This is a genomic window from Rhodospirillales bacterium (genome assembly GCA_023898805.1).
Lineage (GTDB): Bacteria > Pseudomonadota > Alphaproteobacteria > Micavibrionales > UBA1664 > UBA6145.
In genome coordinates this window covers 752,665-777,336 of the sequence record CP060260.1, presented here as the reverse complement: position 1 = coordinate 777,336, position 24,672 = coordinate 752,665, and the positions used below count along the sequence as shown (strand labels likewise).

Here is a 24,672-nt window from a genome sequence, read left to right as displayed (position 1 = left end):
GATTTGTATCGCCCATGCGGGCGGGTTGAGGTAGACTGATTCCCGTCATGTGGTTTTTCGGCAAGGACAAAGACAAAAGCAAAAAGGGCAAGACGCCGGGGGATGCGGGGAAAGTCCCGTCCGTTCCGGGCGCGCCGATGACGTCCAAACAGGAAAAAACCCAGGCCTTGATGGCGCAGATGCGCAGCCTGCGCGCCGAAATTGGCGAAGAAAACCTGCAAGAGCTGGTCAAAAAGCTGAAGCTTGAAGACCTGAAAAAGCAAGTCCGGCATGATATCGACCACGATCCGCGCAAGCGCGACCGGCTGATCGACGAAATCCGCCTGTCCGTGCGCGAGGACGATTAGCCCGTCCGCGTTTTTATGATAAAATGGTAATCTGTGATTCCGTTTGATTCCGTAAAAAGGCTTTCCCGACCATGCCCAGCTATGCCGCGCCGCTTGAAAATATCCGTTTCGTGCTGAACGACGTTTTGAAGGTTCAGGATACGCTTTCACAGTTACCGGGATTCGATACGGCGGACGCGGATACCGTTGACGCGATCCTTGAGGGCGCGGCCACGATCTGTCAGGAAGTTTTGTTCCCGGTCAACCAGTCCGGCGACAAGGATGGGTGCCGGTTCAACGCGGGCGAAGTCACCACCCCCGCCGGATTTAAGGAGGCATACCGGACCTTCATCGAAGGCGGGTGGACGGGCCTTGCCTGCGACCCCGATTACGGCGGCATGGGTATGCCGCATGTGCTCAACTGCGTGATGCAGGAGATGATCTGTTCTGCCAACATGTCGTTCGGCATGTATCCCGGCCTTTCGCAGGGCGCGTACGAGGCGCTGCACCAGTTCGGCACGCCGGAACAAAAAGCCATGTATCTGCCGCGACTTGTTTCCGGCGAATGGTCGGGGACGATGAATCTGACCGAGCCGCATTGCGGCACCGATCTGGGCCTGATCAAGACCAAGGCCGCCGACAACGGCGACGGGTCGTATGCGATCACGGGGCAGAAGATCTTTATTTCGGCCGGGGAACACGATTTGACCGAAAACATCATCCATCTGGTGCTGGCGCGGTTGCCCGACGCGCCAGAAGGGGTGAAAGGCATTTCGCTGTTCGTGGTGCCCAAGTTCCTGGTCAACGAGGACGGGTCTTTGGGCGCGCGCAACGGCGTGCAGTGCGCGAGCATCGAACACAAGATGGGCATCAAGGCCTCGGCGACCTGCGTCATGGCCTATGAGGGTGCGCGCGGCTGGCTGGTGGGCGAGGCGCACAAGGGTCTGCGCGCGATGTTCGCGATGATGAACGCGGCGCGGCTGGGCGTGGCGATGCAGGGGCTTGGCATCGCCGAGGTCGCGCAGCAGAACGCCGTGCAATACGCCAAGGACAGGTTGCAGATGCGGGCGCTGGACGGCGCGAAAAACCCGGATCTGCCTGCCGACCCGATCATCGTGCATCCGGACATTCGGCGCATGCTTTTGACCGGCAAGGCGTTTTGCGAGGGGGCACGGATGCTGTCCTATCTTGTCGGCCTGTCGCTTGATATCGCGCGGCACCACCCGGACGCGGCGGAGCGGCAGGAGGCGGATGATTTCGTCGCGCTGATGACTCCGATCGTCAAGGCGTACCAGACCGACATGGGCAGCACGGTCGCCAATCTGTCCGTGCAGGTGCATGGCGGCATGGGGTATATCTGGGACACGGGGGTGGAGCAATATGCGCGCGACGCCCGGATCGCCGAGATTTACGAAGGCACCAACGGCATTCAGGCGCTCGATCTCGTGGGCCGCAAGATGGGCGTCGGATACGGGCGGTTGTTGCGCCGGTTCTTCCACCCGGTCACGCAATTCATCGAGGCCGAGATGGAAAACGACGCGATGGGCGAATTCGTGATGCCGCTTGCCAAGGCGGTGGCCAAGCTGCAACAGGCGACGGCGACCATCGCCCTTAAAGGCTTGAAAGACCCGGTGGAGGCCGGCGCCGCGAGCGTGGATTACCTGCGCATGTTCGCGTTAAGCGCCATCGGTTTTTGCTGGGCGCGGATGGCGAAGGTGGCGCTTGCGAAAAAGGGCAGCGGCGACGGGCGGGACGAATTTTACGATTCCAAGCTGCAAACCGCACGGTTTTACATGACCCGCATGTTACCTGAATACGAAGCGCGGTTCCGCATGGTCATGGCAGGCAAGGCGGCGTTGATGGAATTGCAGGCGGCGAATTTCTAAATTTGCAATTATTTTCATAATTATATAACTTGCCCGGCATGTGGGATGCCTATCGCAAGCATAGTTTCCGCTGCTGGGAAGGACTGTGCAACCCGGTCGAAACCCTCGTGCCCGACGCGATGCTTGAGCCGCTGTTCGCCGGTCTGCGCAGTGCGGGGTTTAAATTCAATCATCAGGCACTGTCTTCTATGCAAGCCGGGCTTGAGGCGGCGGGTGGCTGGCCGTGGGAGAAAACGCTGGAATTCGTCACCCAGGTTTGGGATGACGTCGGCGGGCAAGCGTATCGCGCGTTGTTTGAAACGCGTCTTGCCGAAAAACCCATGCGCGCGTATCCGGCCGATCAATCGCCGCATATGAAAAGCGGCGGCGATTGCGACGAAAACGGCATAAGGTTTCGTGCCAATAAAAGTATTCTGGATCCGGTTTATATGGCGCATGAAAGTGGGCATCTGGTTGCCGTCCGCGATGGAATTTGTGACGCAAACGTCAATGAATTGCAGGCGTTTTTTGTGCAGGAAGCGGCTTACAACCGCTTGCAGGGTGTGTGCGCGTACAGCAAGGCCGCGTGGGTGCAGCGGCTTTACGACTTGTTCACCATAGCGTGCAAAATCGATATGAATGTCTGGCTTTTAAAAGCGGACGTCATGCGCATGAGGTCGGTGGACGGTAAGCAGCGCAGGGGTGTCATTTATTTGCACCGACACGGCTTTGCGGGCGTGCTGGCAAGCGCGATGTACCGTAATTTTTGGGGCATGTCCGCACAGGCGCGGGAAGACGCGCTGGGTGTGCTGTTTGGCGGCGCGACGCGCGCGAAGCTGCCCATAATAATGCAGACGTTCGGCTTTTCGCGGCCTGATGATTTTTATGCCGCAGGGCGTTATACGGGCAATCTGATGCGGCGCGCGGTGCAGGAATGCGGGCTTGTTACCCCGTTTCAGGCCGGCGCGCCCAAGCCGGGCATGGCGTAAGCCCATGGATGCGGGTAATGACGAAGGACACGAAGGGGTTTTTCCTTCGTGTCCTTCGTGCGCTTCGTGGACTTTTTCTTATCAGGCCGCGCGGATTTCCTGAAGGAAGTTCGTGACCTCCCGTTGCAGCATTTCCGCCTGATCCTTGAGGTCGGACGCGGCCGAGAACACCATGTTGGCCGACTGGCCGGTTTCGGCGGCGTTCTGCTGGACCTGCACGATCGAGCTGGATACCTGCTGCGTGCCGGTCGAGGCTTCGGTCACGTTGCGGCCGATTTCGGCCGTGGCGGCGTTCTGCTCCTCCACCGCGCCCGCGACCGAGGTCGTGGCCGAGTCTATCTGGCTGACATTGTCGATGATCTTTTGCATCGCGCCGACCGCATTGCGGATCGCGTCCTGAATGCGGGTAACGCGCTGGTCGATTTCCTCGGTCTTTTGGCCGGTTTCGTTGGCCAGTTTTTTGACCTCGTCCGCGACGACCGCGAAGCCCTTGCCCGCTTCGCCGGCACGCGCGGCCTCGATGGTCGCGTTGAGGGCCAGCAGGTTGGTCTGGTCAGCAATATCCTTGATGGTGCCGATGACCTCGCCGATGCTTTCGGCCAGAGTCACCAGTTCCTGTACCGAGGCCGATGTCGCCTGCGCGTCGCTGGCGGCCATGTTGGCCTTTTTCGCGACCGAGTCGATCTGACGCGCGATTTCGGACGAGCTCGCGGCCAGTTCCTCTGCCGCGGCGGCCACGGTCTGGACGTTGGAATCCGCCTGGGTCGCGCCGCTGGCAACCATGGAACTGACATGCGCCGTCTGGTCGGAAGCGTGCTTCATCTGTTGCGCGGTCGTGGTCATGCTTTCCGCCGCGGAGGACAGGGTGCGGATGACCCCGCCGACGCGATTGTCGAAATCGTTGGCCATTTTGTGCATGGTTTCTTTCTTTTCGATTTCAGCGCGTTTTTTCTGTTCCTCGGCGGATGCGTTCATGCGGTCGAGTTCCAGCGCGTTTTCCTTGAACACACCCACGGTTTTGGCCATGTCGCCGATTTCGTCGCCGCGTTCAAGCCCCGGAATCGCGATCGATTTGTTGCCGCCGGCCAGATCGGCCATCGCCTTTTGCAGGCCGGCGATAGGACGTGTGAGGGAGCGGGCGAACAGAGCCGAGATCAGGGCCACGGCCAACAGGACGACGATGGAGATATAGATGACGTTCATCGTATCTTTTACGATTACGCTCATGACCTCGTCATAATCCTGATTGAGCAGCAAGACCCATTTGACGCGGGGGTATGCCACGGGTTCATAGGCCGTGACCAGTTTGACGCCCTTGTCGTTGTGATCGAGCGCAACACCGGCCTGGTCGTCATTGACTGCGCTGTCTACTGCGGGAAGATCGATTTTATCGCGCAGAATCGGATCGGCGCTGGCGCCGTCGGGGTCGTTGCGCAGCAGGCGATCGCCGGCGGTAAGGTAGAATTTGGCGGTGTCGCCCAGATTTTTATTCGGTTTCAGAAGATGGATGAAATTGTCGATCGGCAACTGGAATACCAGAACGCCGAGCAGCGCGCCCGACGGCGTATAGACCGCGCGACCGATGAAACCGGCGGGGACGTCATGGCTGGGCGCGTAGGGTTTAAAGTCTTCGAAGACGATGGTGTCGTCGCTTTTTGCCTTGGCCTTGGCCATCACCTCGCGGAAAATATTGCCGATATCGGCGTTTTTCCACTGTCCGTTCTGAACATTGGTGGCGAAATCCAGTTCCTTGAACACGGTGTACAGGATGTTGCCCTCGGGCGAGATCAGGAAAATGTCGTAATAGCCGTTGGCGCGCAGAAACTGACGGAACCACAAATGGTGTTTGGCGTGGGCGAGGCTGTAGGCCGAGCCGTCGCGCGCGTAATCAAGGTCTTCCTTATGGCCGGTCGGGTTGGGGTTGTCCTCGATATAAAGTTTTTGCAGTTTTTCGGTCTGGTTGGCCGTAAGCTCGTCCCATGCGGTGCCGTAATCGGCGAAGGCGGTTTGGGTATTTTCGCTGGTCGCGACGACGTTAAGGTCGTCGTCGAGCGTCTTGAGATAGGCATTCAGTTCATGCTCTTTTTCATCAAGCACGGTGGACAGGCTGGCCTCGGCGCGTTTGAGCGCGGATTGCGTGGAGAGATAGGCGCTGATGCCGGTCGAAACCCCCACGCCCAGAAGGGCCATCAGGACCATGATTACCGGCAATTTCTTGGAAATCTTGACGTTGGACAGCGAAACCATTGACGGGTTCTCCGAAAAAAAGGGCTAAAAGGCAGCAAAACGCTGTGTGAATGTTAACTTAAGTAAACAAAAAGTGAATGAAGAATTCGTTAACCGCGACAAAAAAGCGCATTGTTTTCAATATGTTAAAGTGAATTATGAATAATGAGTGCGCCCGCATGTCGTGGCGCGGGCGCAGCAAGTGCTTTGCGAAGTTTTGACGACTTTTTCAGATCGACGCGATGCGATTTTTGGTCGTGACCTGATCTTCCGGCCTTTGCCGGGCGCGCTTGACCATCAATTTGTTAAGGGCGTGGACATAGGCGCGGGCGGCAGCGACCAGCGTATCGGTATCGGCGCCCTGACCGTTGACGGTTTTGCCGTCTTCCTCCAGCCGCACGGTGACTTCGGCCTGCGCGTCGGTGCCGCCGGTGACAGCGCTGATGTTGAACAGGGAAAGTTTCGCTTTTTCGTGCGGAACGATTGCCGCAATCGCCTTGAAGATGGCGTCGACCGCGCCGTTGCCTTCGAGTTCGGCGGTTTTTTGCGCGCCGTCGACCGACAGGGTCAGTTTTGCGCGCTGGGGCGCATCGGTCGATGAAAAGACCTCCATCGCCACAAGCCGGATGCGGTCGGCGGCGTGGGCGAGTTCGGTGTCGACCAATGCCACCAGATCCTCGTCAAACACGTCCTTCTTGCGGTCGGCCAACGTCTTGAAGCGCGCGAAGGCGTCGTCGAGATCCTTGTCCGAGAGGGCGTAGCCGAGGCCTTCCAGTTTTTTCTTGAAGGCGTGCCGTCCAGAATGTTTGCCCAGCACCAGATTGGAATGGCTCATGCCCACGGATTCCGGGGTCATGATTTCATAGGTCTGGGCGTTCTTGAGCATGCCGTCTTGATGGATGCCGGATTCGTGCGCGAAGGCGTTGGCGCCCACGATCGCCTTGTTGTGCTGTACCGGCATGCCGGTGATCGCCGAAAGTGTGCGCGAGGCGTTGGTGATGTGCGCGGTTTCGATTTTGTTGGTGAAGGGCATGCGGTCGGCGCGCGTGCGCAGGGCCATCACCACTTCCTCAAGCGCGGCGTTGCCCGCGCGTTCGCCGATTCCGTTGATCGTGCATTCGATCTGCCGCGCGCCCGCTTCGACCCCGGCCAGCGAATTGGCGACCGCAAGGCCCAGATCGTTGTGACAGTGCACCGAGATGATGGCGCGGTTGATGTTGGGCACGCGATCGAACAGCATTTTTATGAGCGCGCCGTATTCGCTGGGCACGGCATATCCCACCGTGTCCGGAATGTTGATGGTGGTCGCGCCCGCAGCGATCGCGGTTTCGACCGCGCGGCACAGGAAATCGGGTTCGGTGCGCGATCCGTCCTCGGCCGACCATTCGATGTCGTCGCAATGTTTGCGCGCGTATGCGACCGACCATTCGATGGCTTCCAGCACCTCGTGCGGTTCTTTCTGCAGCTTGTATTTCATGTGCAGCGGAGAGGTGGAAATGAAGGTGTGGATGCGCGAGCGGGCGGCGGGTTTCGTCGCCTCGATCGCGGCGTCGATGTCCTTTTGCACGGCGCGGCACAGGCCGGCGATGACGCTGTTTTTGGATCTGCGGGCGATTTCGCTTACCGCTTCGAAATCGCCGGGGCTTGCCACGGGGAAACCCGCCTCGATCACATCCACGCCCATCGATTCCAGGATCGCCGCCATTTTGAGTTTTTCGTCCAGATTCATCGAGCAGCCGGGCGATTGTTCGCCATCGCGCAGGGTGGTGTCGAAAATCACGACACGGGCGTTGTCCTTTTTGATTTCATCGATCAGGGATGACATGGGTCACTGTCCTTATAAAAAGTCTTCGTTTGTCTTTTGATGGCTGGATTGGTTGCGCGTGGCGCGCGATGACCCCTAAAACGTCGTCGTTTCAGGGGTGCATAAGTCGAAGGATCAGGGCAGGGTGCCTGTGCATATGTTCACAAAAGCACGGTTTTACCGGGCAGGGCAAGGCGGAAATTGACGGACCCGATCCTTCAGAATTCGTCGGGCGAGGTGGGTCTGCGAGCCCGTTTCGTCACGGTGTACGGTGTGCCATAGGCCGGGCGGGTCTGGCCGGTGACGATCCTGAGCGCGGTTTCAAGCCGCATGGGTTCGCGTTGCGCCAGATCGGAAGCGGTGCGCAGCATGTCGCCGGAAACGGCACGGCCGCCGCATACGGATTCGTAAAAGTGTCGTGTTAAACAGGTGTCCGCGGAATTTCCCATGCGGGTGTTGTAGCCCATCCGAACGATGAGGCGCAAATTTCCTAGGCCGCGCGGGTGAGCTGGAGGAATACGTCCTCGAGGTCTGAATTGCGTGTCGTCACGTCCTCGACTCCGAAGCCCGCGCCGCGCACGAGGTCGAACAGGGCGCCGACACTGATATCCCTGGGCGAATAGGTCATCGCGATGGTGCGCCGCCCTTCGGCCCGGGCGTTATATTGCGCAAGGCTTTGCGGAATTTCGGCGACGTCGCGGTCGACGCGGAAGGCGATGTCCTTGCCTTCGATGCGGCCCAGCAGGTTTTCCTTGAAATCGTTGGCGACGATTTTTCCCTTGTTGATGATCGCGACGCGGTCGCAAAGCTCCTCGGCCTCCTCCAGATAATGCGTGGTCAGGATCACGGTCGTACCCGCGCGGTTAAGCGCGCGGACATTGGACCAGAGTTGCTGGCGCAGTTCGATATCGACGCCCGCGGTGGGTTCGTCGAGAATCAGGATTGGCGGGTTGTGGACCATTGCCTTGGCGACCATCAGGCGGCGGCGCATCCCGCCCGATAGCTGGCGGGTATAGGCATCGGCCTTGTCGGCAAGTCCGACGAGGTCGAGCAATTCCATGGTGCGGCGTCTGGGTGTCGGCACGCCGTAAAGCCCCGCTTGAATGTCGAGGATTTGAGCCGGGGTGAAGAACGGATCGAAGTTGAGTTCCTGCGGCACTACGCCGATGGCCGAGCGCACCGCACGCGCATCGGTATCGAGATCGTAACCCCATGCCCAGGCCTTGCCCGCGGTTTTGGTGACAAGGCCCGCGAGAATGTTGATCAGCGTCGATTTGCCCGCGCCGTTGGGGCCGAGCAGCGCGAAAAGCGATCCGCGCGGAATGTCGAGGTCGACGGCATCAAGCGCACGTTTTTCGGGTGTGGCGCGCACGCCTTTGTAAACTTTCGTGAGGCCGTCGAATTGCAGTGCGTTGGCGGGGTCGAATGTGCGCGGGGCGGTAATTTCAGTCATGCGCAATGAGATGGAAATTTTGGCAAAAATTCAAGGGATGAAAATATTATGCGCGATAAAAGAAAAACCGCCGTCCGTTCGCACGGACAGCGGTTGTATTCAAGCCTTGAAGCCCTGTGATTACTGGGCTTTGAAGGTGCGGCCGGATTTATCGGCAGCCATCGGGGCAGCGCTGGTGTTCATGCTGCTTTTTTCGGCCGAGGTCATGTGGCCTTCATAAGCGGTGGACTGGATCGGTTTGCCCGGCTGGCAAGCAGCGAGCAGACCGGCGGTGGCGACGACGGCCATCAGCGCGACGAACTTTTTCATGTGAACTACCTCTTGTCTAAAGTGTCAAACGTTTGAACTGTCAGGCTTTTTATAATCCGGACAACGGCCTACAACCTAACCGCACTCTTAAAGCTTGTAAAGGCCCCGCCCGAAGTCGGCTTAAATAAATGGGGACAAGTGATGCAAAAAAGCAACAAAACCGGGGGTGGGGCCGGGGCTGGCCTGTCTGCCGGGGTATGGACGGGGGCTATGGACGGGGGGTGGCGCTTCCCACGTCCTGTTGCCCCCCCTGTCCGGCAAACCCCTGTCCGGTAAACCATGCGTCGATTCCTCCCGCGATCGCGCCGGCCAGTTTTTCCCGCCATGCGGGGTCGGCCAGTTTGTGCGCCTCGTCGGGGTTGGAAAGGAAGCCAAGCTCGATCAGGGCCGAGGGGATGTCGGGCGCCTTGAGGACGACAAACCCCGCGTGCCGGTCCGGGGAAAACAGCAACGGCATTTCGTCGTGTCCGAAACTTTTGACCAGATCGCCGGAAAAACGGCGGGATGCGCCCGCGGTTTCGCGGAAGGTCAGGTCGATCAGGATCTGCGCCACGTCGCGGTCGTCCGAGGGGATATCGACCCCGCCCAGAATATCGACGTTGTTTTCGCGCGTGGCCAGCGCGGCGGTCTGGGCGTCCGACGCCTTTTGGGAGAGGGTATAAAACGAGGTGCCGGAGATCTTATCCCCGTTTTCCGGTACGGAATCGGCGTGCAGCGATATGAACAGCGCCGCACCCGCGTTGCGCGCGATTTTCACCCGTTGCGCCAGTGGAATGAAAAGATCCCGTTCGCGGGTGAGTTCGACCCGGTATTTGCCGGTTTTTTCAAGCCGGGTGCGCAGGGCCTTGGCCGTTGCCAGCGTCACGTCCTTTTCGCGCACGCCCGCACCGGATGCGCCGGGGTCCGCGCCGCCATGGCCCGCGTCGATCATGACCAGCGGGCGGTTTTTCGGATCGGGTGGCGGCGTTACACCGGCGATTTCGGGGACGGCGATTTCGGGGACGGCGATTTCGGGGGCGGCAATCTTGGGCGTATCGGGCTTGCCGATTGGTTCTAGCCTTGCGCCGCCGGGGGCAGCAAAGGGCAGCGCGCCTGCCGGAACGGATGCCGGGGCGGCGAGAGCCAAGGTGTCGGCGGATGTATCCGGCTTGATCCGCAAGGTGCCGTAGGGGCGGTCCTTCGCGGCGGCAAAGGCGGCTTGCGTGGCCGCGCCCAGATCGACGACCAGCCGCGCGGCCTGTTTGCCCGCCGCCGGGATCAGGAAGGCGCTGCGGATCGTGGCGGGGGCGCTCAGGATCAGTGTGATGCGGCTGTAGCCGTCGGGCAGCGGGGCGATACGGATGTCGCGCAGCAATTTGGGCAGGACGGTGCGGCCGATGGTCGGGGTCACGCCCAGAAGCGGCAGATCGATCGTGATGGCGGGCCTGTCTTCGGGGGGGGCGGTTATGACGGTGGCACGGAAATCCGCCTCGCGGTTAAGCTCCATCACCACCCTTGTCGCATTGGCGCCATGGGCGCCGAAACGCATGGCCGTCATGTCCAGCGTATCGGCGGCCGGCGCCGAACGCAGGCACAACGCGAAAAACCCTGTAAAAACAGCGATAAATAAAGAATTCAGGAATTTTCGATTGTACATTCCGCAAACTGGTTCTATGGTCATGCTCAAGCGATACGCCGCCGGCCCCCTTTATCCAACGACCCAAAGGGAAAGACAATATTTAACGGGTCCGGACGGCGGGAAAAAAGGTTTTAAAGGATTGGTTCGCCACGCCCCGGCTTCAAGGGCGGACGGACCGGATCGCCGGGGATCGACCCAATGCGTGCTGGCGCCGATAGGCGCTGCTTCCACGCAAAGCGGTAATCCCACTGGAAAGAACGATCAACGACTTACAGCCGGGCGCGGAGCAGCGTCCCCTTGTAATTCCCCGTGTTGGTCGCTTGCGCCGTGAATTGCAATCGGATGCCTGATCCGTAGCCTCGCTATGGAGATTTATACATATGCCTAAAATCATGCTCATCGACGCCGCGCAGAGCGAAGAAACCCGCGTGGCCGTCATGGACGGGAAACGTCTGGAAAATTTCGATATCGAAAGCGTTTCCAAAAAACAGCTTAAAGGGAACATCTATCTGGCCAAGGTGACGCGCGTCGAGCCGTCGCTGCAGGCGGCGTTCGTCAATTACGGCGGCAACCGCCACGGGTTTTTGCCCTTTGCCGAAATCCATCCCGATTATTACCGCATTCCGGTCGAGGATCGCGAACGCCTGTTGGCCGAACAGGAAGAACTGCGCCGCGCCATGCAGGCGGAGGCCGAGGCGCGCGAAGCCGCCGAAGCCGCCGCTGCCGAGGCGCGTGCGCGCGCGCCCGAAGCCGAGGAGGACGAGGAAGACCTGAGCGACGAGGCGCTGGCCGCGATCGAGGCCGAGGTGCTTGAACAAGTCGAAAAAGTCGTGGCAGAGGACGATGCCGCGGAAGACGCCGGTGAAGATTTGGCGCAAGACGCCGAGGACGAAGACGATTTCGCAGGCGAGGACGACGAAACGCATTCGGTCGATGCGGGCGCGGTCGGTTCGGTCAACGACGATGCGCCGCAAGCGGATGGCGTCGATGTCGACGCTACCGCCGAGGGCGAAACCATCGCCGAACCGGGCGAGGCCGCCCAGGCACAGGAAGATGGCGAGGAGCGTGACGGACGCCGCGGACGCCGCGGACGCCGTGGGCGTCGCGGACGCAGCCGCGGGCTGGAGCGTCGGCCGGAAAAACTGGTCGAGCGGGAAAACGGCGGCGAAGAGGACGAGGGTGGCATGACCCCGCTGTGGAAGCGGATGCGCCGGTCGTACAAGATTCAGGAAGTCATCAAGCGCGGCCAGATCATGCTGATCCAGGTGGTCAAGGAGGAGCGTGGCAACAAGGGCGCCGCGGTCACCACCTATATCACCATGCCGGGCCGGTACTGCGTCCTGATGCCCAACTCGCCGCAATCGGGCGGGGTGTCGCGCAAAGTGGCCAGCCATGCCGACCGCAAGAAAATGCGTGAAATGCTCGACGATCTGCAGGTGCCGGATGGCATGTCGGTTATTCTGCGTACCGCGGGCGTCGATCGTCCGCGTGAAGAAGTCCGGCGCGATCTCGATTACCTGATGCGTCTGTGGGACAAGGTGCGCGAAACGACCATGCAGTCGACCGCGCCGGCGCTGATCCACGAGGAAGGCTCGCTGGTCAAGCGCGCGATCCGCGACCTGTACAGTCAGGATATCTCGGAAATCGTGGTCGAAGGCGCGCAGGGCGCCGAAACCGCGCGCGAGATGATGGACATGATGATGCCCGATCATGCCGGGCGCATCCGTACTTACGAAGACAGCGTGCCGCTGTTCATCAAGTACGGGGCGGAACCGCAGATCGACGCGATCCATTCCAATGTCGTGACGCTCAAATCCGGCGGTTATATCGTCATCAATCCGACCGAGGCGCTGGTGTCCATCGACATCAACTCGGGCCGCGCGACGCGTGAACGGCATATCGAGGAAACCGCGCTCAAGACCAATCTTGAAGCGGCCGAGGAGGTGGCGCGGCAATTGCGGTTGCGCGACCTTGGCGGGCTTGTGGTCATCGATTTCATCGACATGGAATCGCGGCGCAACAACGCGCTGGTCGAAAAACGGATGCGCGATGCGCTCTCCGGCGACCGTGCGCGGGTCCAGGTCGGGCGGATTTCCACCTTCGGGCTTTTGGAGCTCAGCCGTCAGCGGCTCAGGCCCTCGCTTACCGAAACGCATTTCCAGACCTGCCCGCATTGCCGGGGTTCCGGGCTGGTCCGCACCACCGAGGCGCTGGCGCTTGCCGTTCTTCGCGCTGTTGAAACAGCCGGCATGGAAGGCCGCGCGGGCGAGGTCGAGGTCAGCGTGCCCGAAACCGTGGCGCTGTTCCTGTTTAACGCCAAGCGCGCCAGCCTTGCGATGCTGGAACAACGGTACGATATCGCGGTCACGATCCGCATCGTGCCGGTGATCGAAGACGATCAGGGATTTGTCATCGACATCGCGCGCTCGCGCCGGGCGGAACGCATGGCGGCGATCGATGCCACGGTCGATCCGGACCTGAACGACGAAGACGACACGGCGGATGCGGACGACGCGATTGTCGCCGACGCGCCTCCGGCACGTGGACGCCGTGATCGCGGCGAGGGCGAAAACAGCGAACGCGGTGAAAACGGCCGCCGTCGCCGCGGGCGTCGCGGCGGACGCAACCGGAATCGTGACCGGGACGGGAGCGAAAGCGCCGCGCCGGGCAATGATGCCGGTGAAGGCGCCGAAATGCAGAATGCCGGGGCGCAGGACGCAGGCGCGGAAAGCGACGACAATATCGGCAACCGCCTGACCGACGAACACGGAAGAGAGTTCGACGGCAACGTCATGGGGGCCGAGGCGCAGGTCCGTGCCGAAGGCGGGCGCCGCCGCACGCGCGGCGGGCGCGGGCGCAGCCGCGGTGGAAACGGCGGCGACAAATCCAGTGCGCGGGGTAACGGTCGCAAGGGCGATTCAAGGCCGGTCGACGATAATATCGGCAACCGGGTCGATACGCCGAAAGCCACGGAAACACGTGTTTCCTATGATTCGCGCGGGGCGTCTTCGGCCGCGCCGGTTGCGGAAGAAGCATCGCGTCCGCGCGATTACGAGACCGTGAACGCGGTCAGCGGCGACAAGAAAAAAGGCTGGTGGAAAAAACTGACGGGCTGATCCCGCTCTCAACCCAGCCTTGACCAACTCTGAATAAAAAAGGCCCCCGTGCGGGGGCCTTTTTATCGTGTTCAATTCATATGTTTATGAATGACGCAGGGTCGGGCGGTGGCCGCCCATGCGCATCACGTCGTGAATCGCGGCTTTCTGCGCGGCGGTCAGGTGGCCTTCGTGCTTGAAGGCGCTGGCCCAGGCCTTGACGCTGTCAAGCGCGCTTTGATTACCTTTACCCGCCTGATCGAGCATCGCGTTGAGCGAGGCGCGGTTCCAGCCGCCGGCGTGAACGATGCGTTCGCCAAAGGCTGCGTTGAACTTGCCCAGCGGCGTGTGCGCAGACGGTGTCACCACCGTGTCTGCATGGTGGCCGATATGGGCGGCGCCATCGAACAGTTTGCGCAGCGGATTGCCGATCTTGTCCGAGAAGAAACCATCGGCAGCCTTGAAAGCATCGCCGATACCGTTGCCGACGCCTTTCACCGCGCGTTCCAGCGGATTGCCGGATGCTGTGTGCTGACTGTACGGGCCCAGATCCATTGGCGCACCGACGGGACGTGCCGGGGCGGCATGCGTGCCCGTATGCGCGCGCGTGCCGGCATGGGCATGTCTTGCCCCGTGCGCGGTGCTGTGCGCGGCGGGTTTGCCGTGTGCGTGCGCCGCGCCATGCGCCCTGCCGCCGCCGTTATGTGCCACATGACTTTTTGTCGGGGCGTGCGGCTGTTTGAAGGTCACGTCGCGCAACCTGTCGCCGCCGCCGTCGTTCCAGACAAGGGTGTCGCCGTGCTGCATCTGGGCGATATACGAGTGGCCATCGATAAAGAGCGGTTGGTGTTGGCCCATGATCGCGGCCGCACCTGTGGACGGCAATACCTGATCCAATCCGCCGGCGGGGTTGTTGTTATGCGCGGCGGCATCGACCGGTGCCGCGCTGCCCGGAATTTGACCCTGCGGCGTCTGATCGGCGGGTATTATCGTCGTCGGTGTGCGCAGGGTGGTGTCTGGCGCCCTGACAGGGGCGGCAGTCGGTGTTTGTGTATCGAGATAATGGTGATACGCGGAGCTTCCCGCCATGCCGACGGCTGCACCAAACATGGCCGCCATTGTTCCAAACATCAGTTCGGTGCTGACAGCGTCGCGCGCCTTCATGGCCGCGACCATCGTGCCCAGACGTTCGGACATACGCAGATTCAGGCCTTTTTCGGCGGCCTGTGCGCGGGCTGCGCGCTGTGCACGGTAGCCATGCGCCAGAAGCGGCGCGGCCTTGGCCAGCATGATCCCGGCCTGCACGAAATTGTCGTCAAAAATCGCTTCGCGCAGACGGTTGTCTCGATGTTGCCGTGCGTGAATGCGCTCGGATTTATTGCGTCCGCTCAGGCGCAACATGTCGCCAGCTTCGGCAACGCCGTTCCAAAGGATACGTCCTGCAGCATGCAAGCCCGTATTCAAGATGGTTTCGCCAATCGCAAGACCAGTCGCGCCGATCTTCAGGCCCTGTTCCTTCAGCCATGACGGAGCGGCTTCCTGATTTTGCGTCCATTCAGCGCGCAGGTTGGTATAGCGACGCTGAATCTGCGCGGTCGTCAGCGCGGCCAGCGCACCCGCCGCGATAATCGGCGCGGCGGTGGTTAGGACGGGCGTGACAACCGGTATGGCGGTGCCGGCGAACATTGCGGCGGCGGCGGCCTTGATCGGGGCTGCGGCATAAATGCCGAAGCCGATACCCAGAATAATGCTGGGCCAGCGGTCATAGGCAGCTTTCGTGGCGGCAAGGCTCCATCGCGTGCCGGTTTTGGCGATCAATGCCACACCGCGCGCGGTGCTTGCGGCGAGTTGTGTTGCGCCTTTACCCAGGCCTTCGATACCAACGGCGTTGAATCTCTGGCCTTTGACCGGCGCCTGATAGGGCGCGTCATAGGCGGGCAGAAATTCCGGCGATCCGCCGGCGAGGGCCGGTTGTGCCGCCTGCGCCATCGTCAGTGCGCTGGCGGTTTGTCCAAGCCATTCTTTCCAGCCATTGAAACGCGCGGACCATGCGGCCTTGCGTTGCGCGCGCAGCGCGGCGCTTTTTTCGCGTTTTGCTTCCTTGGCATTTTGTTTGTTGACCGCATCGATTCCGGATTCGATGACTTTTTGGGCGCGGGCCATTTTCCATGCTTCGCGTTTTTGCGCGATTTTTTCTTTGCGTGCGGCTTCCTTCAACGCCGCGTTGGTTTGTATGAGTATGGTCTTGTTTGCAAGTTTTTCGGCATAGTCAGCCCAGCGCGCCCGGCTTTCGTGCGCCTGTTGTTCAACCGAAGGCCGGGTTGTCGGCTCTTTCCCGGGCTGCTTGGCCGCAGGTTTGTGGGCATAGCCACGTTCGCGGGCAGAGAGTTTTTCCCGTTGTTCGGCTTCCGAAATAGCCGCAAGCATTTCGCGCCCGATTGCACGTGCGGCGCGGCGCGGGGCCTTGGGCCTGCGGCGCGGTCCCGGCGTCGGTGCCTGCGTACCTTGACGCAACAGGAAGGCTGGTACAGGCCCGGCTGGAGCTGCCACAGGAGCGTCAACAGGCGTTGGTGCCGTGGCGATACGTTCCGGGGCCGTGTCGGCCTTCGCCGCGCTGGCTTTGGATGCGCGTTGCGAATGCGCCTTTTTAAGCTGCGCTTGCATGATTTTACCGCCCTTTTCGGCCAAACGGTCGAGAACGGGCAGAAGTTTTTCGGTAAACAGCGCGTCGGCCGCCCCGTTCAGTTCAGCGCGTTTTACGCTGCTGTTCTCCGGTGCGTTTGCCTTATCCTCCAGTTTCTGGATCTCAAGCGAGTTTTTGATCATTGCGCGCAGTGATCTGCGGCTGCTGAAGATGCCGCCGGCAAGCTCGGCTTCGATGCCGGTCATGATTTCATAGGCGTCGGCCCTTTTGAATGTTTCGTTCAGAAGGTCGCGGGCGACGTTCGGCCCGGTGCCGGCGGGCATGCCCGCCTTGATCGATACGTTGCTGAAACGGGTTTCCAGCGCAGTGAAAATCTGGCTGCGTTTGGTCGTCAATGCCACGTTATTTTGCGCGTGCGCGAGCATGACGGTTTCAAGATCGCGGAAAATCTTGCGCAGGGCATTGGATTGCCCGCCCAGTTCGGCGATGCGGTCTATCGACCGTTTTTGATCTGTTGCGTCCGCGCCGGTCTTCCGCGCCGCATCCAGTTCCGCTTCGGCCTTGCTGTATGCCTGTTCGCGGTCGTAATAGACCGGCGCGAATTTCTGGCCGATTGCGTCGCTTAATTCGCGGCGCAGGACGGCGGTTTCATACGGATCCAGCGCGGTGGTATCTTCCGAAAGGCTGATGCCGATGTCATGGATGAAATCGCGCAGACCTTGTTTGTCGAGCAGGGTTTCGATCGCGGCTTGCGATGTCATGCCGCCCGCGCGCAGATCGTCTTCGGATTGCTGGGCGGTGGTCTTTGCAAACTTGATCATGCTGTTGACCAGATTGGCACCCGCCAGTCGCAGGTCACGCGGTTTGTCGGCGCGGTTGAGGAAGGACGGGAGGTCGGTGGCATCCTGCGCGGCTTTCGGATTGAAATGCTCCTCATCCACCAGGCGGGCCACGCCCTGTTCAAGGAAAGCAGCCATGCCGGTATCGTCCGTCGTGTTGCCGAAGGTCAGCATGTCGTGCAGGGTCATGCTCTGGGCGTTGGCTTCCAGCCATGCGCGGTCGCCGTTTTCGACGATTTTTTTAATAACGCCATCGTTTTCTTTGGGCGTCATAGTTCTGCGCCCATCCGCTAAAATGTCGCGCGCCAGCGCAGAGAGTATATCCATGCGGACATACCCTTTGGTCCAGTCGTTGTTTTCACCGGCTTGCCTCGCGTCATCGCCGATTGCATTCACACGGTCGATCGCCCGGGACAATGAGGCATAAGCTGCCGCGTTTAGCAGGTTTTCGGCAGCGGTGATCAACGTATCCGGGTTTTGTTTGATCAAGGCGGCAGCGCTTTCCAGCGTGGCGTTGACCTTGGCTTTCAGGCGACGCAGTTGGTTTTCGGCAGCCGGTTTTTCCGCGAAATCCGTCGGGATATCCGTTTTGGCTTCGCTTGCTTCGGCCAAAACAGGCGCGGCGGGCGCGGCGGTTTCCGCGACCGAAGCCGCCGGGGCGGCATCCAAAATACGTGGGCGCGATTTCAGGGTTTCGGCGCCAAGTTTCGTCAATTGATCCAAGGCTTCCTGTTCCGGACCAGCGTATTCTTCTCTGATCAGACCCAAAGAGGCAGCCAGGTCGAGTTTGTCGGTAAGCGTGTATCCCGCATCGCTTGTGCCTGATGAATCCTTGCGTTCATCTACCCTTGCATTCACCCTTGCCTTGTTTCTATTCCACTTTACTTGCATTTCAATGTGGGTCGAAATCAGGGACTGAAGGGCAGCGTGCGCCATGCGCGGCGCGCCCCATTCCCACGGGCGTAACACGCTGTAATTCAGCCCGGTCTGGATGCTGGTCAGGATTTCTGCGGCCCCGGGTTCGAGCGCGGTGCGCGACAATATTTCGGAGGCGGCCATGTTCGATGAGTCGCGGTCGAGGGGTGTGCCCTGTTTTTTCGCGGTGCCGGCAACGGCCTTTTCAAGCGGTGCCAAAAGCGATTCTCGTGCCTTGTTCAATGCCGCGTTGTTTTCCGCCTGGACCTTCAGAAACTCGCTGAAGGCGGTGACGGCGTTTTGGAATACTGATGCAAAACCGGTCAGATCAAGATGCTTGTTCAGGAGCGCGTCTGCTTCTTTTTTATCTTTCCCCTTCTGCTCAAGTACTTTTTCGTCAGCGGCGTTAATGGCTTCAAGCGGATTGCGGACGATACTCTGGATCACATTGCGCATGACATCGCGATTTTTCCCGATATCGACAAGCGTGCTGTCGCTGTGATCTTCCAGTGCCGCGTCCTTCAGGCGGGACAGGGCTTCGTTAAAATCTCTGGGTGACAAAAGCGAAAAGAAAGCGCCGGCGTCGACACCCAGTTCAACAAGCTGGCCGATTCTTTTATGATGCGGGTCGTTCACCAGTCCGCTCTGAATGGTATCAAGGCGTTCAAAAAGCTCGTTACGCGCAATGTCCAGTCTTTCGGTCTGGTACGATGCGGACACGTAAGAGAAGTCTTCGGGTTCAACGGCAGGGGTTTGCTCGGCGGGTGTTTGTTCGGCCTGCAGGCGTGCGGACCTTTCTGCATTCAGCATGTACACGGCCTGACCATAGGCCAGCAGGTCCTTCAGTGTCATAGACGCGTCAGCGTTGTTTTTCAGCCATGTGGTTTTTCCGACCTCGTCGATTTTGCCTTTGACACCGTCGAGATAGGTGGAGTCGAGAAGCGGGCTGTATGCGTTTGAATTCGAATCGGCCTCGTCAATTATGAGGGCCGGGATGCGATCATAGAGCGCCCGGTGCAGCTCCGGGTCCAGCTCGGCCAGTTCGCCCACCGCATCAAAAGCACGGGCCATGGAGACATAAAGTTCCGGCTGGCGATTTGCGATAAATTCAAAGGCGTCGCGGACGTTGTCGCCAAAAGATTGAAGTTCGTCGAGGACGTACTGGCGCACACCTTCCGCGCCGAAACTGTCGATCGGTTCGGGTTGGGGTTCGGCTTGCGGCTCAGCTTGCAGTTCGGGTTGCACGGGTTCGGCGGCGATAGCGGGCTCGGGCTCGGCTGTTTTTCCGGCGATCAAGGCAGCCAGTTCTGCTAACGCATCGCCTTTCGCCGCCGGTTGCGCGGCGGGTTGTGTGGGGTTGGGTGCGTACAGAGCTTCTTTAAGCACTGCCAGCAGATCAGGTTCACCTTGCGGTGCGGATACTTCAGATGCCGCAGGTTTGATATTTTCTTCGGCAATCAGGCGTACTATGCCCATAAGCCTGCTTATGTCGTCGGGCTTGTTCTGCCTTTGGGATATGCCGAACGCCGTGTAGGCGTTTTCGACCATCGATTTAAGCGTGCCGGCAGCAATTGAATCGAGGCCGGATAATTGATGGTCGATCACGGCCAGAACGGTACGGGCGTCGGACTTGATCTGAACGGTGGCACGATCGAGGTCCTGGTCGGTGTTCGTGTTCGGGTTCGCGTCGATCATTTTGCGCAGGCAGGATTCGAGCGCATCCATGGCGGTGCGAAGATCGTGGCCGGTGGGGAGCATGTCTTTGCGGCGTTCGACATCGCCCAGAAGCGCGGCCAGTTCAAAATTCGCGGGGTTGGTCAGCTCGTTCATTTTATCCTCTATTCCTTTGGCCGTTTGTCCGGCGTGTCCTTAGTTATTTCGCTTTTGTCGTTATTGGGTGCGGGTATCGGTTACGGTCGCGACATACTGGATTTCGTCGGGCATTTGTTCGTCCGGCGTTTCGCCCCGAAAGGTGGCGAGGCCGAGTTCATCCTGCAGACCGAGCAGCGCGAGGGATGTGTCGTGCATTTCGCGCACCGCGCCATAAACCTTGTTGCCCACGCCGATGTCGATGCCGCCCTCGACGATGTTCACGAAGGTGTTTCCTTCGGGTAATTCCTGGGGAATGATCAGAACGGGCCGTGCCTGTTCGTCGATGACAAGAAGCGCGCTATCAAACATCTGTTAAACCTTTTATGGCCATATAATGGGACAAGCTACGGCGCCCATCCTAGCGACAGGATATTAATATTTTCATAACGCTAATGCAAGAATTTATTAAGCTTTTTTTCAGTTTCTTACGCCTGACGGGCCAGGATTTCAAACAATCCCTGCCATTGGCTTAAAATCTTTTCTTTATCAAAGGCTTGGTTGTAAGTCGCGCGGCCTGCGCCGGCCAGTTTTTCGCGCAAATTCCGGTCTTCATATAGATGTGTGAGCGCCGCTGCCAGTGCCGGGACGTCGTCGATGGGCACGACAAGCGCGTTTTCACCGTCGCGGGCGTAATATGCGGGACCGGCGGTCGCGGTGGTAACCAGCGGGCGCGCGGCAGCCCATGCCTGCATGAAGGCGTTGCCGAAAGGTTCGTGGCGCGAAGGCAAGACGAAGGCGTCGCAGGCGGCCAGCAGGTTCCAGCGGTCCTCGCGCCAGCCAAGGAAGCGGACGCGCTCCGCCACGCCGAGGTCGCGGGAAAGGGTTTCCAGCTTTGCGCGCTCCGGCCCCTCGCCCGCGATCCACAGTACGGCGCGGGACGGCGTTCCGGCAAAGGCGCGCAGCAATGTGTCGATCGCCTTGTTCGGGTGCAGCCGCGCGAGGGTCAGGACGACAAAGGCGTCATCCGGCGTTTGCAAATCAACGCGCGGGACGGGTTCGGCCCGCGCCGGAATTTCCGCGAAATTCGGGATAAAGGCGATTTTTTCCGCCGGGATGCCCTGATCGGTCATCCAGCGGCCGATGTCGGGCGCGTTGACCACGAAACGGTCGACGCCGCGATAATATTTCAAGTCGTAATAACCGCCCAGCCGCGCGACCCAAGCTGTGCCCGTATTCCTGGGCAGTTTTTTCGCGGCGCGGTTCATCCAGCTTACAAGCACGGCGGGCCGGGTTTCGCGGATCAGTGCGCGCAGGGCCGGGGTGGTGCGGAAATCGAAGACACCACCAAAGGGCAGTTCGGTCAGCGTCACGCCAGCATCGCGCAAAAGCGCGTTGCGCGGATTGGGGCGGCATGCGGCGCGGACGTCGAACCCGGCGGCTTTTTGCGCGGCGACCAGTTCGACGAAGGCGTTTTCCGCGCCACCCGCGGCCGACCCGGCCATGATATGAAGAATCTTCATGATTGCCGATAAAAGCCGTAAACCCCTTGCGTGGCAACGCCTTTATGTGCTGTGCTTGTCGCATGTACAGGGGTTACATCCTTCAAAACAGCGCGGCCGTCTTCGCCGCATCCCTTCTTGACGCGCGAGCCGTCAGGCTACGCCGCGCCTGATCTCTCCCCTTCTTTCCGATTCCTGAAATCGTCACCGGCCCCACGCGCCGTCACGATTTTCCCAAACCCTTAACGCCACGGTTTTCATCATGTCCATCAAGCTGTCTTCCCGTTCCGACATTCCTGTTTTTCGCGTTCTCGATATCCTGCGCGCCGTTAACGAGCGTGTGGCGGCGGGCGAGGACATCGTGCATCTGGAGGCGGGGCAACCCTCGGTCGGCGCGCCGCAGGCCGCGCTTGATGCCGCCGCCGAAATTCTGCGCTCCGGCAATCTCGGCTATACCGAGGCCACGGGCATCCCCGCGCTCAAGCTGCGCATCGCCCAGCATTACGCCGACCGTTACGGCGTGCAGGTCGATCCCAAAAACGTGGTCATCACCGTCGGCGGATCGGGCGGGCTGATGCTTTCTTTCCTCGCCACGCTGGATGCGGGCGATCATGTGGCGATGGCGGCGCCGGCCTATCCCGCCTATCGCAACATCCTGACCGCGCTGGGGTGCAAGGCGCTCGAAATTCCCGCGACGCTGGAGGAAAATTATCAACCCACCATCGCCCGGCTGGAGGCGTTGCCGCATAAGCCGCAGGGCTTGATCATCGGCAACCCGTCCAACCCCACCGGCACGATGATCGGACGCGAGGATCTGGCGGCGCTGACGCATTGGTGCCAGTCGCACGGGGTACGCCTGTTCGCGGACGAGCTTTATCACGGCATTACCTATGGCGAACCGGCGGATACTGTTTTGCGTACCAGTCACGAGGCGATCAGCGTCAACAGCTTTTCCAAATATTTCGCGATGACCGGGTGGCGTATCGGGTGGCTGGTGCTGCCCGAAGACGTGGTCGACCGGGTCAAGCGCCTGTGCGAAAGCCTGTTCGTCGCGCCGCCGACTTTGGCGCAGCATGTCGCGCTTAAATGCTTCGACCATCTGGACGTGCTTGACGGCTATGTCGCGCGGTACAAGCGCAATCTGGAGATATTGAAACGCGAACTGCCCAAGGCGGGGATCACGCGCCTGTCGCATGTCGAGGGGGCGTTTTATCTGTATGCCGACATCTCGGATCTGACCGACGATTCCGAGGCGTTCTGCCGCGGGTTGCTCGATCAGGCGGGGGTTGCGGCCACGCCGGGGACGGATTTCGATCTTAAGCGCGGGCACCAGACGTTGCGCATCAGTTTCGCCGGATCGACCGAGGACATTGAAAAAGCCTGCGCGCGGATCCATGATTTCATGCGTGGATGGAACAGAAAGAGCGCGTGATGCAGTTTCTTGTCATTGCCCGGGACGGTGGGGACGCAGATGCGTTGAAGCGGCGGTTGGCCGTACGCGAACAGCATATTGCCTTGAGTAACGAAGCGATCAAACGCGGCGAACAACTGCTTGGCGCAGCTATGTTGAACGAGGATGGGGCAATGAAGGGTTCGGTCATGATCGTCGATTTTCCCGACCGGGCGACTTTGGATGCGTGGCTGCGTGTCGAGCCGTATGTAACCGGAAAAGTATGGCAGGACATCGAAATCATCCCGTGCAGAATCGGGCCGAGTTTCGAGTCTTTATTTGCAAAAAACTGAATTGCGGCGAAGGATAAAAAAGGCGCCCATGGGCGCCTTTGTTTTTGTGCCGGTTCCTGTGGATCAGGCCTTTTCGGTTTTGCGCGCGGGTTGCTGCACGGGCTGGCCAAGTGCCGGGTCGGCGGCGGTCATCGCCGGGCTTGCGAAATTTGTGATATCGACGGCGTCGCGCGGGCCCAGAAAATTGTCGTTGCCGAAAACAGGTTTATAGAATTTCGGCGTGGCGTTCGTGGTCATACGGCGGACTTTCGTTGATAGGTGATGAAATCGAAGGCGGGGTCGGAATCATTGTTGGTGCGCGCGGTTTCCGTCCATTCGTCCGGGGACAAAAGGGGAAACAACGCATCACCATTATAAACCCTGTGTATCAGGGTCAAGTAAACCCGTGTTGCAAACTGTAACGCCGCCGCATAGACCTGCGCGCCGCCGATGATCATGATTTCGGGCGGGTTTTCGGCCTGTGCCGTTTCGATGGCCTGTTCCAGCGTCGTGGCGGTTTTTACACCTTCCGCCGTCCATGCGGCATTGCGGGTGATGACGATATTGGTGCGACCGGGCAGGGGTTTGCCGATGGAATCATAGGTTTTGCGGCCCATGATCACCGGCTTGCCCATGGTTGTGGCCTTGAAATGCCTGAAATCTGCCGGAATATGCCAAAGCAGTTTATTGTCCGCGCCGATTACGCGGTTTTCGGCCATGGCCGCGATCAGGGCGATGGGCACCGGCATCAGACCGCGACCGCCGCCTTGATGTGGGGGTGCGATTCGTAACCCACCAGTTCAAAATCCTCGAATTTGAAGTCGAACAGGTTGGTGACGTGCGGGTTCAGGTGCATTTCGGGCAGGGGTTTGGGATCGCGCGAAAGCTGTTCCTTCGTCTGTTCGAGATGGTTGCTGTACAAATGCGCGTCGCCGAAGGTGTGCACGAAATCGCCGGGTTTGAGGCCGCAGACCTGCGCGATCATCATGGTCAGCAAGGCGTAGGAGGCGATGTTGAACGGCACGCCCAGGAAAATATCGGCGGAACGCTGGTATAGCTGGCAGGAGAGTTTGCCGTCCGCGACATAGAACTGGAACAGGCAGTGGCAGGGCGGCAGGGCCATCTGCTCGATCAGGGCCGGGTTCCAGGCGGAAACAATCAGGCGGCGGGAATCCGGGTTTTTTTTGATCATGTTCACCAGATTGGCGATCTGGTCGATATGCGCTCCGTCCGGCGCGGGCCACGAGCGCCATTGATAGCCGTAGACGGGTCCAAGGTCGCCGTTTTCATCGGCCCATTCGTCCCAGATGCGCACGCCGTTGTCCTTCAGGTATTTGATGTTCGTATCGCCAGCCAAAAACCACAGCAATTCGTGAATGATGGATTTGAGGTGCAGTTTCTTGGTCGTGACCAGCGGGAAGCCTTTCGAGAGGTCAAAGCGCATCTGATAGCCGAAAACCGAAAGTGTGCCGGTGCCGGTGCGGTCCTCTTTCTTCGCGCCGTTTTCCAGCACGTGGCGCATCAGGTCGAGATATTGTTTCATGGCGGGCGGCTCC

At 60.0% G+C, this 24,672-nt stretch carries 18 protein-coding genes; 6 read left to right on the top strand and 12 right to left on the bottom strand.

The features are described 5' to 3' along the window. Window positions 1-47: 47 nt before the first annotated feature. The 3 genes from H6866_03890 to H6866_03880 all read left to right on the top strand — a co-directional run bounded on the left by H6866_03890 (window position 48) and on the right by H6866_03880 (window position 3,180). On the top strand, window positions 48-347 hold the full coding sequence (locus H6866_03890; protein USO08362.1) for a hypothetical protein: 300 nt from the start codon (window positions 48-50) through the stop codon (window positions 345-347). A 71-nt stretch (window positions 348-418) separates the two neighbouring features. Beyond that, window positions 419-2,212, top strand: coding sequence for an acyl-CoA dehydrogenase C-terminal domain-containing protein (locus H6866_03885; GenBank protein ID USO08361.1), 1,794 nt, complete (start codon window positions 419-421; stop codon window positions 2,210-2,212). Between the two features lie 38 nt (window positions 2,213-2,250). Further along, entirely contained in the window at window positions 2,251-3,180 is a 930-nt protein-coding gene (locus H6866_03880) for a hypothetical protein (GenBank protein ID USO08360.1), read from the top strand. Between the two features lie 81 nt (window positions 3,181-3,261). Here the strand turns inward: H6866_03880 and H6866_03875 are convergent, their stop codons facing one another. The 6 genes from H6866_03875 to H6866_03850 form a co-directional block, all read right to left on the bottom strand. Further along, a complete protein-coding gene (locus H6866_03875) occupies window positions 3,262-5,427 on the bottom strand; it encodes a methyl-accepting chemotaxis protein (GenBank protein ID USO08359.1) in 2,166 nt (721 codons plus the stop codon). 208 nt (window positions 5,428-5,635) lie between these two features. Continuing rightward, window positions 5,636-7,231, bottom strand: a complete 1,596-nt coding sequence (locus H6866_03870; GenBank protein USO08358.1) for a 2-isopropylmalate synthase — start codon at window positions 7,229-7,231, stop codon at window positions 5,636-5,638. 197 nt (window positions 7,232-7,428) lie between these two features. Further along, complete coding sequence (locus H6866_03865) at window positions 7,429-7,659, bottom strand: hypothetical protein (GenBank protein USO08357.1); 231 nt, start codon at window positions 7,657-7,659, stop codon at window positions 7,429-7,431. 41 nt (window positions 7,660-7,700) lie between these two features. Next, complete coding sequence (locus tag H6866_03860; GenBank protein USO08356.1) at window positions 7,701-8,663, bottom strand: ABC transporter ATP-binding protein; 963 nt, start codon at window positions 8,661-8,663, stop codon at window positions 7,701-7,703. Window positions 8,664-8,783: 120 nt separating this feature from the next. Then, window positions 8,784-8,972, bottom strand: coding sequence for a hypothetical protein (locus tag H6866_03855; protein ID USO08355.1), 189 nt, complete (start codon window positions 8,970-8,972; stop codon window positions 8,784-8,786). A 208-nt stretch (window positions 8,973-9,180) separates the two neighbouring features. Then, complete coding sequence (locus H6866_03850) at window positions 9,181-10,548, bottom strand: N-acetylmuramoyl-L-alanine amidase (protein ID USO08354.1); 1,368 nt, start codon at window positions 10,546-10,548, stop codon at window positions 9,181-9,183. Window positions 10,549-10,970: 422 nt separating this feature from the next. Between H6866_03850 and H6866_03845 the strand changes: the two genes are divergently transcribed. Then, window positions 10,971-13,706: an Rne/Rng family ribonuclease gene (locus H6866_03845; protein ID USO08353.1), complete on the top strand. Its 2,736-nt coding sequence runs from the start codon at window positions 10,971-10,973 to the stop codon at window positions 13,704-13,706. 84 nt (window positions 13,707-13,790) lie between these two features. Here the strand turns inward: H6866_03845 and H6866_03840 are convergent, their stop codons facing one another. The 3 genes from H6866_03840 to H6866_03830 all read right to left on the bottom strand — a co-directional run bounded on the left by H6866_03840 (window position 13,791) and on the right by H6866_03830 (window position 21,415). Beyond that, window positions 13,791-19,913, bottom strand: coding sequence for a hypothetical protein (locus H6866_03840; protein ID USO08352.1), 6,123 nt, complete (start codon window positions 19,911-19,913; stop codon window positions 13,791-13,793). Window positions 19,914-19,973: 60 nt separating this feature from the next. After that, window positions 19,974-20,264 (bottom strand): hypothetical protein, encoded by a 291-nt coding sequence (locus H6866_03835; protein ID USO08351.1) that lies wholly within the window; start codon window positions 20,262-20,264, stop codon window positions 19,974-19,976. A 116-nt stretch (window positions 20,265-20,380) separates the two neighbouring features. Next, entirely contained in the window at window positions 20,381-21,415 is a 1,035-nt protein-coding gene (locus H6866_03830; GenBank protein ID USO08350.1) for a glycosyltransferase, read from the bottom strand. Between the two features lie 241 nt (window positions 21,416-21,656). Between H6866_03830 and H6866_03825 the strand changes: the two genes are divergently transcribed. Further along, window positions 21,657-22,826, top strand: a complete 1,170-nt coding sequence (locus H6866_03825; GenBank protein USO08349.1) for an aminotransferase class I/II-fold pyridoxal phosphate-dependent enzyme — start codon at window positions 21,657-21,659, stop codon at window positions 22,824-22,826. Next, window positions 22,826-23,137 carry a hypothetical protein gene (locus tag H6866_03820; GenBank protein USO08581.1) on the top strand — a complete coding sequence of 104 codons (312 nt, stop codon included), beginning with the start codon at window positions 22,826-22,828 and terminating at the stop codon, window positions 23,135-23,137. Before H6866_03825 ends, H6866_03820 begins: the two co-directional genes overlap by 1 nt. A 63-nt stretch (window positions 23,138-23,200) precedes the next feature. On the opposite strand, the gene H6866_03815 is transcribed toward H6866_03820, so the two are convergent. Genes H6866_03815 through H6866_03805 form a run of 3 tightly spaced genes read right to left on the bottom strand, consistent with a single transcriptional unit; the run spans window position 23,201 to window position 24,659 of the window. Further along, window positions 23,201-23,374: a hypothetical protein gene (locus tag H6866_03815; GenBank protein USO08348.1), complete on the bottom strand. Its 174-nt coding sequence runs from the start codon at window positions 23,372-23,374 to the stop codon at window positions 23,201-23,203. Continuing rightward, entirely contained in the window at window positions 23,371-23,865 is a 495-nt protein-coding gene (locus H6866_03810; protein ID USO08347.1) for a dihydrofolate reductase, read from the bottom strand. Before H6866_03810 ends, H6866_03815 begins: the two co-directional genes overlap by 4 nt. Then, window positions 23,865-24,659, bottom strand: coding sequence for a thymidylate synthase (locus H6866_03805; protein USO08346.1), 795 nt, complete (start codon window positions 24,657-24,659; stop codon window positions 23,865-23,867). The genes H6866_03810 and H6866_03805 overlap by 1 nt, the downstream gene beginning before the upstream one ends. Window positions 24,660-24,672 lie beyond the last annotated feature (13 nt).

What these genes read in the sequence shown, in the direction of transcription:
- H6866_03820 (USO08581.1), top strand. Translation starts at nt 22,826, where the DNA reads ATGCAGTTTCTTGTCATTGCCCGGGACGGTGGGGACGCAGATGCGTTG.
- H6866_03860 (USO08356.1), bottom strand. Translation starts at nt 8,663, where the DNA reads ATGACTGAAATTACCGCCCCGCGCACATTCGACCCCGCCAACGCACTG.
- H6866_03810 (USO08347.1), bottom strand. Translation starts at nt 23,865, where the DNA reads ATGCCGGTGCCCATCGCCCTGATCGCGGCCATGGCCGAAAACCGCGTA.
- H6866_03840 (USO08352.1), bottom strand. Translation starts at nt 19,913, where the DNA reads ATGAACGAGCTGACCAACCCCGCGAATTTTGAACTGGCCGCGCTTCTG.
- H6866_03835 (USO08351.1), bottom strand. Translation starts at nt 20,264, where the DNA reads ATGTTTGATAGCGCGCTTCTTGTCATCGACGAACAGGCACGGCCCGTT.
- H6866_03875 (USO08359.1), bottom strand. Translation starts at nt 5,427, where the DNA reads ATGGTTTCGCTGTCCAACGTCAAGATTTCCAAGAAATTGCCGGTAATC.
- H6866_03825 (USO08349.1), top strand. Translation starts at nt 21,657, where the DNA reads ATGTCCATCAAGCTGTCTTCCCGTTCCGACATTCCTGTTTTTCGCGTT.
- H6866_03815 (USO08348.1), bottom strand. Translation starts at nt 23,374, where the DNA reads ATGACCACGAACGCCACGCCGAAATTCTATAAACCTGTTTTCGGCAAC.
- H6866_03885 (USO08361.1), top strand. Translation starts at nt 419, where the DNA reads ATGCCCAGCTATGCCGCGCCGCTTGAAAATATCCGTTTCGTGCTGAAC.
- H6866_03865 (USO08357.1), bottom strand. Translation starts at nt 7,659, where the DNA reads ATGGGAAATTCCGCGGACACCTGTTTAACACGACACTTTTACGAATCC.
- H6866_03890 (USO08362.1), top strand. Translation starts at nt 48, where the DNA reads ATGTGGTTTTTCGGCAAGGACAAAGACAAAAGCAAAAAGGGCAAGACG.
- H6866_03880 (USO08360.1), top strand. Translation starts at nt 2,251, where the DNA reads ATGTGGGATGCCTATCGCAAGCATAGTTTCCGCTGCTGGGAAGGACTG.
- H6866_03845 (USO08353.1), top strand. Translation starts at nt 10,971, where the DNA reads ATGCCTAAAATCATGCTCATCGACGCCGCGCAGAGCGAAGAAACCCGC.
- H6866_03870 (USO08358.1), bottom strand. Translation starts at nt 7,231, where the DNA reads ATGTCATCCCTGATCGATGAAATCAAAAAGGACAACGCCCGTGTCGTG.
- H6866_03830 (USO08350.1), bottom strand. Translation starts at nt 21,415, where the DNA reads ATGAAGATTCTTCATATCATGGCCGGGTCGGCCGCGGGTGGCGCGGAA.
- H6866_03855 (USO08355.1), bottom strand. Translation starts at nt 8,972, where the DNA reads ATGAAAAAGTTCGTCGCGCTGATGGCCGTCGTCGCCACCGCCGGTCTG.
- H6866_03805 (USO08346.1), bottom strand. Translation starts at nt 24,659, where the DNA reads ATGAAACAATATCTCGACCTGATGCGCCACGTGCTGGAAAACGGCGCG.